The sequence below is a fragment of the Bradyrhizobium sp. 139 genome, from assembly GCF_023074175.1.
Taxonomy (GTDB): Bacteria; Pseudomonadota; Alphaproteobacteria; order Rhizobiales; family Xanthobacteraceae; genus Bradyrhizobium.
In genome coordinates this window covers 354,171-367,134 of sequence record NZ_JADPKS010000008.1, presented here as the reverse complement: position 1 = coordinate 367,134, position 12,964 = coordinate 354,171, and the positions used below count along the sequence as shown (strand labels likewise).

Annotated in this window: 14 protein-coding genes; 10 read left to right on the top strand and 4 right to left on the bottom strand. The window is 64.8% G+C overall.

All coding sequences use genetic code 11. From position 1 onward, the window contains the following. Positions 1-130: 130 nt before the first annotated feature. The 4 genes from IVA80_RS02670 to IVA80_RS02655 form a co-directional block, all read right to left on the bottom strand. Complete coding sequence (locus tag IVA80_RS02670) at positions 131-295, bottom strand: Flp family type IVb pilin (RefSeq protein ID WP_247275863.1); 165 nt, start codon at positions 293-295, stop codon at positions 131-133. Positions 296-507: 212 nt separating this feature from the next. Next, positions 508-681: a hypothetical protein gene (locus IVA80_RS02665; protein ID WP_247425373.1), complete on the bottom strand. Its 174-nt coding sequence runs from the start codon at positions 679-681 to the stop codon at positions 508-510. A 183-nt stretch (positions 682-864) separates the two neighbouring features. Further along, positions 865-1,101 carry a hypothetical protein gene (locus tag IVA80_RS02660; protein ID WP_247425372.1) on the bottom strand — a complete coding sequence of 79 codons (237 nt, stop codon included), beginning with the start codon at positions 1,099-1,101 and terminating at the stop codon, positions 865-867. A 58-nt stretch (positions 1,102-1,159) separates the two neighbouring features. Continuing rightward, a complete protein-coding gene (locus IVA80_RS02655) occupies positions 1,160-2,155 on the bottom strand; it encodes a Ku protein (protein WP_247425363.1) in 996 nt (331 codons plus the stop codon). 234 nt (positions 2,156-2,389) lie between these two features. Here IVA80_RS02655 and IVA80_RS02650 point away from each other — a divergent pair, with 234 nt between their 5' ends. The 10 genes from IVA80_RS02650 (at position 2,390) to IVA80_RS02605 (ending at position 12,937) form a co-directional block, all read left to right on the top strand. Further along, positions 2,390-2,545 (top strand): hypothetical protein, encoded by a 156-nt coding sequence (locus IVA80_RS02650; protein ID WP_247425361.1) that lies wholly within the window; start codon positions 2,390-2,392, stop codon positions 2,543-2,545. A 232-nt stretch (positions 2,546-2,777) separates the two neighbouring features. Further along, positions 2,778-3,452 (top strand): response regulator transcription factor, encoded by a 675-nt coding sequence (locus IVA80_RS02645; RefSeq protein WP_014496705.1) that lies wholly within the window; start codon positions 2,778-2,780, stop codon positions 3,450-3,452. A gap of 92 nt (positions 3,453-3,544) precedes the next feature. Beyond that, a complete protein-coding gene (locus IVA80_RS02640) occupies positions 3,545-4,921 on the top strand; it encodes a sensor histidine kinase (RefSeq protein WP_247425359.1) in 1,377 nt (458 codons plus the stop codon). 161 nt (positions 4,922-5,082) lie between these two features. Beyond that, positions 5,083-6,486 (top strand): hypothetical protein, encoded by a 1,404-nt coding sequence (locus IVA80_RS02635; protein WP_247425357.1) that lies wholly within the window; start codon positions 5,083-5,085, stop codon positions 6,484-6,486. A 99-nt stretch (positions 6,487-6,585) separates the two neighbouring features. After that, positions 6,586-6,855, top strand: coding sequence for a hypothetical protein (locus IVA80_RS02630; RefSeq protein ID WP_247425356.1), 270 nt, complete (start codon positions 6,586-6,588; stop codon positions 6,853-6,855). 131 nt (positions 6,856-6,986) lie between these two features. Beyond that, positions 6,987-8,102 carry a c-type cytochrome biogenesis protein CcmI gene (gene ccmI, locus IVA80_RS02625; protein ID WP_247425354.1) on the top strand — a complete coding sequence of 372 codons (1,116 nt, stop codon included), beginning with the start codon at positions 6,987-6,989 and terminating at the stop codon, positions 8,100-8,102. Between the two features lie 37 nt (positions 8,103-8,139). Then, positions 8,140-8,649: a cytochrome c maturation protein CcmE gene (gene ccmE, locus IVA80_RS02620; protein WP_247425352.1), complete on the top strand. Its 510-nt coding sequence runs from the start codon at positions 8,140-8,142 to the stop codon at positions 8,647-8,649. Beyond that, entirely contained in the window at positions 8,646-10,628 is a 1,983-nt protein-coding gene (locus IVA80_RS02615) for a heme lyase CcmF/NrfE family subunit (RefSeq protein ID WP_247425350.1), read from the top strand. The genes ccmE and IVA80_RS02615 overlap by 4 nt, the downstream gene beginning before the upstream one ends. Positions 10,629-10,632: 4 nt before the next feature. Next, a complete protein-coding gene (locus tag IVA80_RS02610; RefSeq protein WP_247425347.1) occupies positions 10,633-11,115 on the top strand; it encodes a cytochrome c-type biogenesis protein in 483 nt (160 codons plus the stop codon). A gap of 244 nt (positions 11,116-11,359) precedes the next feature. After that, a complete protein-coding gene (locus IVA80_RS02605) occupies positions 11,360-12,937 on the top strand; it encodes a Do family serine endopeptidase (RefSeq protein WP_247425345.1) in 1,578 nt (525 codons plus the stop codon). Positions 12,938-12,964: the final 27 nt, after the last annotated feature.

Genomic DNA, 12,964 nt, shown 5'->3' with positions numbered 1-12,964 from the left:
CAGCGAAAGCAGAAAGCAAAGTTCGGGCGAGAACCGCCGCGAGAACGCGAAGATGTGGGCTGTTTGAAATGCGAGACGACGCGATGCGCCAGCGCGCGTGCGAGGACGTCGCCCCAGGCCGGGGCGGCCGTTACTTCATCGACGAACTGATCGAGTTGAACTTGTTGTTGAGGAGCTGGCTGCCCGTGTTGTTCACGACGGTCACGATGGCCAGCGCAATGCCGGCGGCGATCAGGCCGTATTCGATGGCGGTGGCGCCAGTCTCATCGGCAAGGAAAGACCTAAGCAAACTCATTGCCAACTCCTCTTCATCCGACCCAATATATGGCCATATGGCCGCGTCGTTTTCGGACTCGTAAATAGATCGAATAGATTATTCTGCGCGCCAAAAGCTTAAGCCGGGGCGAGCGCGCCTCCGTCACATACGATGGCATCCATTAAATTAAGGTTCCGTCGATCCATCCAAATGGATTCAATCAAAACTCTTCAACGCGCGAGCCGCGCCTGTCATGGCGCGATCGTGGAGCTCTGCGTGCCGGGGAGACGGCGTTTCAGCACAGCTGTGAGGCGATTGACCAGATCCTTCACCGTGCCCGGCTGCATCGGCGCGCCCGCGGCCTGTTCGATCTCGGGGCCGTCGTTCACGACGCTGATGTAGTTCTTTCTGACGTCCTGCTGCACGGAGCACGCGAACCCTTGGCTCGATCGGAATCGTGACCATGCTGCGCGCAGGGGGAATCAACGGTTAATTTTGTCTCCCGTAGGAATACCCTGTCGTACCGGAACGAGAGCGCCGCTTAACGGTTTGTTGAGCCTGTTCGTCAAGGTCGGCAAGGATGCTAACCGGGGCGCCGACCACGGCGCTCATTCGCGCCGGCTGTCCGCATTCAGCGCCCGCAGCATCGCGATGCGGGCGAACATCACCCAGCCGCCGCCGGTCTCTGCTGCATTGATCAGGGTCTCGATCGCCGTCTGCCAGTGCGCCTGGTGCTGCGCGTCCTCGGGCAGCCGCATGACGTAGTCGGCTGCCTCTTGAAGCGTGAGCAGCTTGCGTTTGTGGCCCACGCGAACCGGATCGTCGAACGCCGTCGACCAGGGCATGTCAGGCCGGCCGATCGGCGAGGGGAGACATCACGTCGCGATTGCAGGTGCGCTGTGTCTACCCGGCCTTCTTCGCCCGGGCCGGTGCGCGCACGGGCTTGTCGGCGGCCTTCTTCGAAGCTTCCTTGGGAGCTTGCTTCGCGGCGGCGTCCTTGCCCTTGCCGGCGATCGGCAACAGCATCTCGCGCTGGCCCTCGATGCGCTTCTTCGGCTTCTTGCCCTTGACGGTCTCCTTGACGGCCTCCTTGGCGACCTTGGCCGCAGGGCCTGCGTCCTTTTCGCTGGCGATGCTCTTCTTCAGCGCGTCCATCAGGTTGATGACATTGCCGCCGGTCTTCGGCGCGGCCTTCGCGGTGATCGGCGCGCCGCTGCGCTTCTTGTTGATGAGGTCGATCAGCGCCGTCTCGTAATGGTCCTCGAACAGCTCGGGCTCGAACGCGCCGGACTTTTTCTCGACGATGTGCTTGGCAAGGTCGAGCATGTCCTTGGTCAGCTTCACGTCCTGGATGTCGTCGAAGTACTCTTGCTCGCTGCGGACCTCGTAGGGGTAGCGCAGCAGCGTGCCCATCAGGCCGCTCTCGAGCGGCTCCAGTGCGATGATGTGCTCGCGGTTGGTCAGCACGACGCGGCCGATCGCGACCTTGTCCATGCTACGGATGGTCTCGCGGATCACCGCATAGGCGTCGTGGCCGACCTTGCCATCAGGCACCAGATAATAGGGGCGGATCAGGTAGCGGTTGTCGATGTCGGCCTTCGGCACGAACTCGTCGATCTCGATGGTGTGCGTGGAGTCGAGCGCGATGTCGTCGAGCTCGTCCTTGGTGACCTCGATATAGGTGTCGGTGTCGACCTTGTAGCCCTTGACGATATCCTCGGATGTCACCTCGTCACCGGTCTCGGCGTCGACCTTGAGATATTTGATCCTATGACCGGTCTTGCGGTTGATCTGGTTGAACGAGACTTTCTCTGTATCCGAAGTGGCCGGATACAGCGCGACCGGGCAGGTCACGAGCGACAGACGCAGAAAACCCTTCCAATTGGCGCGGGGGGCCATGGGCTACTCCAAACGCAACGGGGACAGAGGACGAGGATACCATCGGGGAACAACGAATCATAGCAAGGCGGATTGCGGAATCTTGCAACTGCGTTAACCGGCCGCTCGAAGCGCGGTTGCAGCCTGATCCAGTGGCAAAAGCCGGAACATCATATCCAATCACGCGTTGGCTCTGGACATCGGGCCGCGAGGGGTCGCGACCATCGCGGCCGACACGCAGAGATGAGGGCATCCATGGCAGCCACCCGAGAGCGCGATCAGATCGTCGAAACCCCAACAGAAGCGCGTCAGGGTGAGCCGGGGCCGTCAGTGGCCGCCCTCCTCGCCATCTCGACCGGGCTCGCGATCCTGATCCTCGCCGTCATCTGGTTCGTGTTCTTCCGGACCTGACGGCCGATCGACGGGACGGTTCGGGCCTTCCGACTCGCCTCGTAACGCGGCACATTGCGCCCGCCACGCCGCCGGCTCGTCCGGTGTCCTGGCGGGCGCAGTCGCGTCGGCGCCTGAGAAACTCTACATGACCAAAAAGTAACGCGGCCGGTTCCCCGCGTTCATATTCAGTTCACGCCGGAATTGCTCATCTCTGGCGATCGATCGTGCAGTCTTATTTCTGGAGAGAAGCGTGCGCCTGCTCGTTGTTGAGGACGACCCCGATCTCAATCGCCAGCTCACCAAGGCGCTGACCGACGCCGGGTACGTCGTCGATCGCGCCTTCGACGGCGAGGAGGGGCATTATCTCGGCGATAATGAGCCCTACGATGCCGTTGTGCTCGACATCGGCCTGCCGAAGAAGGACGGCATCTCGGTGCTGGAAGCCTGGCGCCGCAACGGCCGCACCATGCCGGTTCTGATCCTCACCGCGCGCGACCGCTGGAGCGACAAGGTCCAGGGGTTCGATGCCGGCGCCGACGATTACGTCCCAAAGCCGTTCCATCTGGAGGAGGTGCTGGCACGCATCCGCGCGCTGCTGCGCCGCTCGACCGGCCATGCCCAGAGCGAATTGAGCTGCGGCCCCGTCACGCTCGACACCAGGACCGGACGGGTCAGCGTCTCCGGCAATCCCGTGAAGATGACCTCGCACGAATATCGGCTTCTGGCCTACCTGATGCACCATTCGGGGCGCGTCGTGTCCCGCACCGAGCTGGTCGAACACCTCTACGACCAGGACTTCGACCGCGACTCCAACACCATCGAGGTCTTCGTCGGCCGCATCCGCAAGAAGCTTGACGTCGACATTATCCAGACCGTTCGCGGCCTCGGCTATCTCCTGACCCCGCCGCCAGCTCCCGGCGCTTGAGGCGTCCGGACTTGACGGGGGGCCGAACAGAGGCCTTGGTCCGGTCATGACGTCCGACGCCCTGCCATCCTGCGCCTGCCGGGACCCTTCCGATGCCCGCTAGCTCACTTGCCAACCGCCTGTTCCTGTCGGCGACGGCGTGGCTCGTGGTGATCCTGGCCATCACCGGTGTGGTGCTGTCGTCGGTCTACAAGAGCGCCACCGAGCGCGCCTTCGACCGCCGGCTCAATCTGTATCTGCGCACCCTCATTGCCGAGGTCGCCACCCCCGACGAGCCGCCGGACCGCCAGTTCCAGTCGCTCGGCGAGCCCCTGTTCGAGCTGCCGCTGTCAGGCTGGTACTGGCAGATCACGCGGACCGATACCGAAAAGCCGGAGCTGCGCTCGTCGCGCTCGCTCTGGGACAAGAAGCTGCCGAAGCTGGAAGAGCAGGGCACCGAGCTCACCGCTGCCGGCATTCGCCTCGCCTATGTCGACGGTCCCGAGGGACAGAATCTCCGCATGGTGGAGCGGCCGGTCGATCTTGGCGCGGACGGCAAATTTCTGGTCAGTGTCGCCGGCGACGACAGCGAGATATTCGACGAGACGCGGAGCTTCGACTACTATCTCGGCGGCACCTTCACCGCGCTCGGCATCGTGCTGCTGCTGACCACGGTGTTCCAGGTCCGCTTCGGTCTTGCGCCGCTCAAGCGCATCTCGGAATCCATCGCCGACATCCGCTCCGGGCGGGCGGAGCGGCTCGAGGGTGAATTCCCGGTCGAGATCGCGCCATTGGCACGCGAGACCAACGCGCTGATCGATGCCAATCGCGAGATCGTCGAGCGCGCGCGCACCCATGTCGGCAATCTCGCCCATGCGATCAAGACGCCGCTCTCGGTCATCTTGAATGAGGCCGGCGCCCACGTCGCCGATCCGTTCGCAGCCAAGGTGATGGAGCAGGCGGACGTGATGCGCGACCAGGTCGCCCATCATCTGGAGCGCGCGCGCATCGCGGCACGCGTCTCCGTGGTCGCGACCGTGACGGAGGTCGCGCCCGTCATCGAGGCGCTCCGGCGGACCATGGAGAAGATCCATCGCGATCGCAACATCGTGGTCGAGGCCAAGGCCGATCCGTCGGCAAAATTTCGCGGCGAGCGGCAGGATCTGGAGGAGATGGTCGGCAATCTCGTCGACAATGCCTGCAAATGGGCGGCCTCGCAGGTCTTGATCGAGGTTCTCGTGGAAGCGCCGCACCAGGCGGGCGCCGGCCCACGCCTGCGGATCATCGTCGATGACGACGGCCGCGGCCTGTCGGAGGCCGAGCGCACCCAGGTCTCGCGGCGCGGCCAGCGGCTCGACGAGTCCAAGCCCGGCTCGGGGCTTGGCCTGTCGATCGTCACCGACCTCGCCGCGCTCTATGGCGGCAGCCTCTCGCTCGGCGGTGCCCCGACCGGCGGCCTGCGCGCCGCGCTGGTCCTTCCCGGAATATAATCCTTTGTTCCGGCATGATTATTTGGTTTGGCCCGGCCACGATCCGGACGAAACCGGAGGCATTTCGGAGCGACTTCCTAAACGGCTTCTTAAGTGGGCCCATCTATGATCGCGCAGGACGCATCCCACGTCCGCCATTTTACCGTGTATTGCCCGGGCGCATGAGCCAGACATCGATCGAGCGGCTGAGGGAATATCTCGCGCAGCTCCCGCCGCAGTCGCAGGCGCTGCTGATGCGGGAGTTCGAGCGCGCGCTCGAGCGCGGCCAGGAAACAGCGGTGGCGACCCTCGTGCTCGAGCAGTTGCGCAAGATCGTCCGCAAGACCGAAGTCGACGAGGCTCCGCCGCCGCGCACGGACGATCTGTCGCGACTGCTGTTCCAAGTGCTGGAACCATTCCTGGTCGAGGCGGGCCCCCCGGTCCGGGTCGGCCAGATCCGCCGCTCCTCGCTGCATCCGATCTGGCAATGGCTCGGCCGCGACGGCGCCCCGGACAAGGTGAACGAATTCGAGGCGGCGCTGGCGCGCTTGCCGGCTTCAGACAGTGCAGGGCAGGTCGAAGCCCTCGCGCAGAAGCTCCAGGCGGTGGCCGCGGATGCCATCTTCGTACTGACGGGTCCCGGCGGCGGCGACAAGTCGCGCGCACTCGCCCGCGTCGGCCCGCCCAACGTGATCGAGGACCTCTACTCGGTCGGGGCGGTGCTTCAGGTCAGGGAAGCCATTGCTACGCTGAACGAGAAGCTGCCGCGCTTCCTGCGTGCCTTCGGCGATGCCCAGATCGCGTCAGTGACGGCCGCGCTCAACATCCCCGTGCTGCAGACGCCGCAGATGTTGCCCTTCGCACTGTCGATCGTCGCGCAGCGGATGACCGCGCCGTGGCAGATCATCCGCCTCGCCATCAAGATTGCCGCGTCGGACGACGAGATCCGCGTCGCGGCGACGCCCTACGGCGTCGCCGTCACGATCGCCCTGCATGATTTGTCCTGCGTTGCCGCGATCCTGCGCATGGACATCAAGCGTGGCCATTTCGAGAACGTCGCTAACAATCTCAAGACGCTGCATGACGGCGTGCGCGGCCTTCGCACCGAGCTCGATCTGCGCAACGATTCCGCCTGGGGCAAGCAGCTGACTTCGATCCGGGCCAACATCTCCAATGCGCTGCAATCGGAGATCGACAGCGTTCCCGGCCGCGTTCGCCGCATCCTGCGCCAGCGCGCCGAGAAGGACATTCCGCCGGGGGCGCGCATCGACAGCACCGAGGTTGAGGAGACCGTGGCGCTGATCGATTTTGTCGCGACCTGCCGCAACTACGCGAGCGAGCTTGCGATCAACGAAGTGACGCTGCGCACCTATTCCGACCTCCAGCAATATGTCGAACGGTCGACCGAGCAGCTGGTGCAGTCCCTGCGCGCGGCCGATCACAAGGTTCGCACCTATCGGCAGCAGCAGGTGCAGGCCGCGATCCGCTTCTGCCAGGTGCTGTTCGGCGATGATTATGCGTCGCTGATGAGCCGCGCCGCGGAGAACGCTGCCACGGGCGAGCGCAAATCATCGCGCGCCAGCTGATCCAAGCGCATATTTTGTGATCACAATTTGTGGTTGACGATGCCGGTGGCGGGCCCTACGGTCGCCGTGCAAGCTTTTGGAATTTCTATCTGTGGGCGCATGAAACCTCTTATCAGCTCCATCGAAGTTGAAAACCGCGTCATTGTTGCCAAATATCAAAGGCTGATGGTCGGCGCGAAGGTGGTGCTGGTCGAAAAGGCAAGCGGTCGGCAACTGGCTGAGACCGCCACCAGGGTTGCATCGCCCGTTCCCGTCGGAGCGTTGCGCATCAGATTGCCTGAAGCAATCGAGCCGGGAACATACTTCCTGAGGGCCTTCAACGGGCACGGCGAGGACGCCGCTCAAAGCGCGGACTTCGAGATCGGCTAAGCCATTGGATTATCACCGTTTCGGGACTGTGTGCGGTCGCGCCGAATTGACAATTGTCAATTGCCGCATCGTCCGGCCGTGGTGTAAAGCCACCTATGGGCGCGGTTCGCGCGCTGCCGGAAGCTTGCCTGATGATGCTATGGTTCGTGTTCGCGCTGATGACGGTCGCGGCGATTTTCGCCGTGCTTCTGCCGCTCGGCCGCAGCGGACGCGCACAAAATCAGGGCAGCGAGGTCGCGGTCTACAAGGACCAGCTGGCCGAGATCGAGCGTGATCTTGCCGCTGGACTGATCGCCGCGCCCGAAGCCGAGGCCGCACGTGTCGAGATCAGCCGCAGGCTGCTTGCCGCGGCCGGGAGCGAGCCCGCATCAGAGCCGAAATCGAGCGTCAAATGGCGCCGCGCGGCTGCTGTGCTGGCGCTCGCCGGCCTGCCGCTACTTGCCATCGGCGTCTACATGCCGCTCGGCTCGCCCATGCTGCGCGACTTTCCGCTGGCGGAGCGGGAGCGGGGCTCCGGGTCCGGCATGGCGCAGTCGCTCGAGAACCTCGTCGTTCAAGTCGAGCAACATCTGGAAAAGAATCCGACCGACGGACGCGGCTGGAACGTGCTCGCGCCGGTGCTGGAACGGCTTGGCCGCTTCGACGATGCGGCGCGCGCCTATCGCAACTCGCTGACCTACAATGGCGAGAGCGCGGAGCGCAGGTCCGATCTCGGCGAGGCGATCGCATCCGCTGCCGGCGGCGTGGTGACCGCGGAAGCGAAGGGCGAATTCGAGCGCGCGCGCGGGCTGAATGCCGACGATCCCAAAGCGAACTACTTCCTCGGTCTCGCCGCCGAACAGGACGGCCGCAAAGACGATGCCGCCGATATCTGGCGCGCGCTGCTGGCGAAAGCGCCGGCGGATGCGCCGTGGCGTCCTCTCGTGCAGACCTCGCTCGCGCGGGTCGGCGGCGGTGGCGCTACGATGCCGGCGCTGTCGGACGAGACCCTCGCAGCCTCCAAGGACATGAACGAGGGCGATCGCAACGCGATGGTTCGCGGCATGGTCGAACGTCTGGCGACGCGCCTCAAGCAGAACGGCGACGATGTCGAGGGTTGGCTGCGCCTGGTGCGCGCCTATCTCGTGATGGGCGATCGCGACAAGGCGGTTGGCACATCGAGCGATGCCCGCCAAGCGGTCGCCAACGATGCCGCGCGGCTGCGGCAGCTCAACGAAGGCCTTAGGACGCTCGGGGTCGACGGATGACGATCTTCGGACGAGACGGGCGGAGAACGGATACGCCATGACGCGTAAGCAGCGACGTATGACCATCATCGGCGGCTCCCTCGCAGTGCTCGCGCTCGCGGCCGCGCTCGTGCTCAACGCTCTGCGCGACTCCATCGTGTTCTTCTCGACGCCGACGATGGTTGCCGAAAAGCACGTGGAACCCGGCAAGCGGTTTCGTCTCGGCGGCCTGGTGCAGCCCGGCTCGCTCCAGCGCGGCGATAATCTCGCGGTGACCTTCGAAGTCGCAGACGGCGGCGCCAAGTTGCCGGTCGCTTACAAGGGCATCCTGCCCGACCTGTTCCGCGAAGGGCAGGGCGTCGTCGCCGAGGGCGCGCTCGACGCCAATGGCGTGTTCAAGGCCGACACCGTGCTTGCCAAGCATGACGAGACCTACATGCCCAAGGACGTCGCCGATGCCCTGAAGAAGCAGGGGCATTGGAAGGACGATTACGGTGCCAAAACTTCCGATGGCGTCAAGCCTGCGGCAACGACCGCGCAGGGCAATCCGCAAGGAGCCGTGCGATGATCGCGGAGGCAGGACATTACGCGCTGGTGCTGGCGCTTGGGCTGGCGCTGATCCAATCCATCGTGCCGCTGATCGGCGCGCGCCTGCGCGACGCCGCGCTGATGAACGTGGCGCGCTCCACTGCGCTGGCGCAGCTCCTGTTCGTCGGTGCGTCGTTCATCGCGCTCGTGATGCTGCACGTGGGCTCGGATTTCTCCGTCGCCAACGTCTACGAGAATTCCCATTCGATGAAGCCGCTGCTCTACAAGATCACCGGCGTCTGGGGAAACCATGAAGGCTCGATGCTGCTGTGGGTGTCGATCCTGGCGCTGTTCGGCGGATTGGTCGCGGCCTTCGGCAACAATTTGCCGCTGTCGCTGCGCGCGCATGTGCTGGCCGTGCAGGCCTGGATCGCCAGTGCGTTCTATCTCTTCATCCTGATGACCTCGAATCCGTTCCTGCGCATCGCCAACCCGCCGATCGAGGGACGCGATCTCAATCCGGTGCTCCAGGACATCGGCCTCGCCGTGCATCCGCCGATGCTCTATCTCGGCTATGTCGGCTTCTCGATCTCGTTCTCGTTCGCGATTGCGGCGCTGATGGAGGGGCGGATCGATGCAGCCTGGGCGCGCTGGGTTAGACCGTGGACGCTGGTGGCCTGGATCTTCCTGACGCTCGGCATCGCTATGGGCTCCTACTGGGCCTATTACGAACTCGGCTGGGGCGGCTGGTGGTTCTGGGATCCGGTCGAGAACGCCTCGCTGATGCCGTGGCTTGCCGGCACCGCGCTCCTGCACTCGGCGCTGGTGATGGAGAAGCGCAATGCGTTGAAGGTCTGGACCATCCTGCTGTCGATCCTGACCTTCTCGCTGTCGCTGCTCGGCACCTTCCTGGTGCGCTCGGGGGTCATCACTTCGGTGCACGCCTTCGCCACCGATCCGACCCGCGGCGTGTTCATTCTGCTGATCCTCTGCCTGTTCATCGGCGGCAGCCTGTCGCTGTTCGCGGGGCGCGCGACCGCATTGAAGCAGGGCGGCCTGTTCGCGCCGATCTCGCGCGAGGGGGCACTGGTCCTCAACAACCTGCTGCTCACGGTGGCCTGTGCGGTGGTGCTGTTCGGCACGCTTTATCCGTTGGCGATGGAAGTGCTGGCCGATTTCAAAATGTCCGTCGGTGCACCGTTCTACAATCTCACCTTCGTGCCGCTGTTCACGTTGCTGCTGCTCGCGGTGCCGTTAGGACCGATGCTGGCCTGGAAGCGCGGCGACCTGCTCGGCGTCACCCAGCGGCTGCTCGCGGCGGGCGTTGCTGCGCTCGTTGTGATCGCCATTGTCTGGGCCTGGACGCGCGGTGGCAGTGCGCTGGCGCCATTGGCAATCGGGCTTGGAGTCTTTGTCATCGCTGGCGCGCTCACGGACCTCGCCGAACGGACCGGCTTGTTCCGCCTGCCGTTCGCAACGACGCTGCACCGGGCCCGCGGCCTGCCGCGTTCGACCTGGGGCTCGGTGTTCGCTCATGCAGGGCTCGGCATCGCGCTGATCGGGATCGTCTGCGAGACCACCTGGAACAGCGAATACATCGCGACGATGAAGCAGAACGATGTTGCCCATGTCGCCGGTTATGATCTGAAGCTCGATCGCCTGTTCCAGCGCCAGGGCCCGAACTACCGCGAGATGATCGCCGAGTTCAACGTCAGTCGCGACGGCGATACGCTCAGCGTGATGACGCCATCCAAGCGCAGCTTCACGACGCGCGGGTCCTCGACCACCGAGGCCGCATTGCTGACGCGCGGCGCAAGCCAGCTCTACGTCTCTCTCGGCGACGCGACTGCCGAGGGCGCCATCGCCGTGCGCATCTATCACAAGCCGCTGGTGCTGCTGATCTGGTGGGGACCGGTGCTGATGGCTTTCGGCGGCGTGCTGTCGCTGTCCGACCGGCGTTTGCGGGTCGGCGCGCCGAAGCCGGCGCGGGCCAAACAGCGCCTTCAGCCGGCGGAGTGATCTGATGCGCCGGATGATGCTCACGATCATCGCGCTCGTGCTGCTGGCTTTGCCCGCCGCCCAGGCCGTGCAGCCCGACGAGATCATGGCGGACCCGGCGAAGGAGGTGCGCGCGCGAGAGCTGTCACGCGAACTGCGCTGCATGGTCTGCCAGAACCAGTCGATCGACGATTCCGACGCGCCACTGGCGCGCGACCTGCGGCTGCTGGTGCGGGAACGGATCGCAGCCGGCGACAGCAATTCGCAGGTGCTCGACTTCCTGGTTGCCCGCTATGGCGAGTTCGTGTTGCTCAAGCCGCGCTTCGAGCGGCAGACCATGCTGTTGTGGCTGCTCGCGCCACTGCTGCTTGCTGGCGGCGGCCTCGCGCTGTGGCTGCAGATCCGCCGCCGCGCACGGAGTGGTGCAGATCTGCCAGCGCCGCCGCTCACGCCCGATGAAGAGGCGCGGCTCGCCGCATTGATGTCCGACGACGCAAAGCCGCGCTAGCTATGGGTGACGGATAGGCTGCGCGCGCGCCGCGCGGCGTCTCAACGCGTTTCACCGAAACTCGATTAAGTTCCTGTAACACCACGGCTTTCGACGTGCGATAAACTGCCGCATCGGCGCGACCCTTCATTACAAAAGTTTAACCCCGCCGCCAGCGCACGGTAAGGCGGGAGACCCCATCTTCAGGTCCGTAAGGTGCTGCCATTCGGCACCAAAAGAAATTCAAGGCCTTGGAGATCCCCGCATGACCGACCGTCCCGACCTCACGAACCTTCCGTCCTACCGGCAGCCCCGCCGGTCGGTTTTCTCCGCGCGCAAGATCGCGCTGATGGCCTCGGTCGTCGCCGGCCTCGGGATTGCCGTGCACGGCTTCAGCCCGTCGACCTCGCCGAGCGACCTGTTCTCCAGCCCGGCGCATGCGCAGGTCAACAACGAGGTCCGGAAGGTTGAGCGTCCGGTCGGCTTCGCCGATGTGGTCGAGCGCGTGAAACCGTCGGTGATCTCGGTGAAGGTCAACATGAAGGAGAAGACCGCCAGCAATGATGATGGCGATGATTCCTCCTCGCCGTTCCAGCCGGGCTCGCCGATGGAGCGCTTCTTCCGCCGCTTCGGCGGTCCGGATGGATTCCCGGGCCAGAAGGGTGGTCGTGGCCGCGTCGTGCAGGGCCAGGGCTCCGGTTTCTTCATCTCGGCCGACGGCTTTGCCGTGACCAACAACCACGTGGTTGACGGCGCCGACAAGGTCGAGGTCACGACCGACGACGGCAAGACCTATATCGCCAAGGTGATCGGCACTGACCAGCGCACCGACCTCGCCCTCATCAAGGTCGAGGGCAGCTCGAACTTCCCGTTCGCCAAGCTCGCCGACAGCAAGCCGCGGATCGGCGACTGGGTGCTCGCGGTCGGCAATCCCTTCGGCCTCGGCGGTACTGTCACCGCGGGCATCGTCTCGGCCAGCGGCCGCGACATCGGCAACGGTCCGTATGACGATTTCATCCAGATCGACGCGCCCGTGAACAAGGGCAATTCGGGCGGGCCGGCCTTCGATACCAACGGAGAGGTGATGGGCGTTAACACCGCGATCTACTCGCCCTCCGGCGGCAGCGTCGGCATCGCGTTCTCGATCCCGGCCAGCACCGTGAAGAGCGTGGTGGCCCAGCTCAAGGACAAGGGCTCGGTCAGCCGCGGCTGGATCGGCGTTCAGATCCAGCCGGTGACCTCCGATATCGCCGACAGCCTCGGTATGAAGAAGGCTGAAGGTGCGCTGGTGGCGGAGCCGCAGGCGAACGGTCCGGCGGCGAAGGCCGGCATCGAGTCCGGCGACGTGATCACCTCGGTCAACGGCGAATCCGTCAAGGACGCCCGCGAACTTGCCCGCACCATTGGCGGCCTGGCGCCCGGCGCGACCGTAAAGCTCAACGTGCTGCACAAGGGCCAGGACAAGGTCGTGAACCTTACGCTTGGTCAGCTGCCGAACGCGGTCGAGGCCAAGGCTGACACCGACACGGACAGCAACAAGGGTGCGACCCGCGGCACCGACGTGCCGAAGCTTGGCATGACGGTAGCGCCCGCGAATTCCGTCGCCGGCGCCGGCAAGGATGGCGTCGTGGTCACCGAAGTCGATCCGAAGAGCGCCGCGGCCGAACGCGGCTTCAAGGAAGGCGACGTGATTCTCGAAGTCGGCGGCAAGAGCGTGAGCACCGCCGGCGACGTCCGCGATGCCATCAACACGGCGCGGACCGACAGCAAGAACAGCGTCCTGATGCGCGTGAAGAGCGGCGGCCAGTCGCGCTTCGTCGCAGTACCCCTCGCCAAGGGGTAAGCCGCCCAGGAGGCCAACGAGATGAAG

Bases quoted from the DNA above. Each gene is read 5' to 3' on its own strand.
- IVA80_RS02670 (WP_247275863.1), bottom strand. From the start codon at position 295: ATGAGTTTGCTTAGGTCTTTCCTTGCCGATGAGACTGGCGCCACCGCC.
- IVA80_RS02660 (WP_247425372.1), bottom strand. From the start codon at position 1,101: ATGCCCTGGTCGACGGCGTTCGACGATCCGGTTCGCGTGGGCCACAAA.
- IVA80_RS02655 (WP_247425363.1), bottom strand. From the start codon at position 2,155: ATGGCCCCCCGCGCCAATTGGAAGGGTTTTCTGCGTCTGTCGCTCGTG.
- IVA80_RS02650 (WP_247425361.1), top strand. From the start codon at position 2,390: ATGGCAGCCACCCGAGAGCGCGATCAGATCGTCGAAACCCCAACAGAA.
- IVA80_RS02640 (WP_247425359.1), top strand. From the start codon at position 3,545: ATGCCCGCTAGCTCACTTGCCAACCGCCTGTTCCTGTCGGCGACGGCG.
- IVA80_RS02635 (WP_247425357.1), top strand. From the start codon at position 5,083: ATGAGCCAGACATCGATCGAGCGGCTGAGGGAATATCTCGCGCAGCTC.
- IVA80_RS02630 (WP_247425356.1), top strand. From the start codon at position 6,586: ATGAAACCTCTTATCAGCTCCATCGAAGTTGAAAACCGCGTCATTGTT.
- ccmI (WP_247425354.1), top strand. From the start codon at position 6,987: ATGATGCTATGGTTCGTGTTCGCGCTGATGACGGTCGCGGCGATTTTC.
- ccmE (WP_247425352.1), top strand. From the start codon at position 8,140: ATGACGCGTAAGCAGCGACGTATGACCATCATCGGCGGCTCCCTCGCA.
- IVA80_RS02615 (WP_247425350.1), top strand. From the start codon at position 8,646: ATGATCGCGGAGGCAGGACATTACGCGCTGGTGCTGGCGCTTGGGCTG.
- IVA80_RS02610 (WP_247425347.1), top strand. From the start codon at position 10,633: ATGCGCCGGATGATGCTCACGATCATCGCGCTCGTGCTGCTGGCTTTG.
- IVA80_RS02605 (WP_247425345.1), top strand. From the start codon at position 11,360: ATGACCGACCGTCCCGACCTCACGAACCTTCCGTCCTACCGGCAGCCC.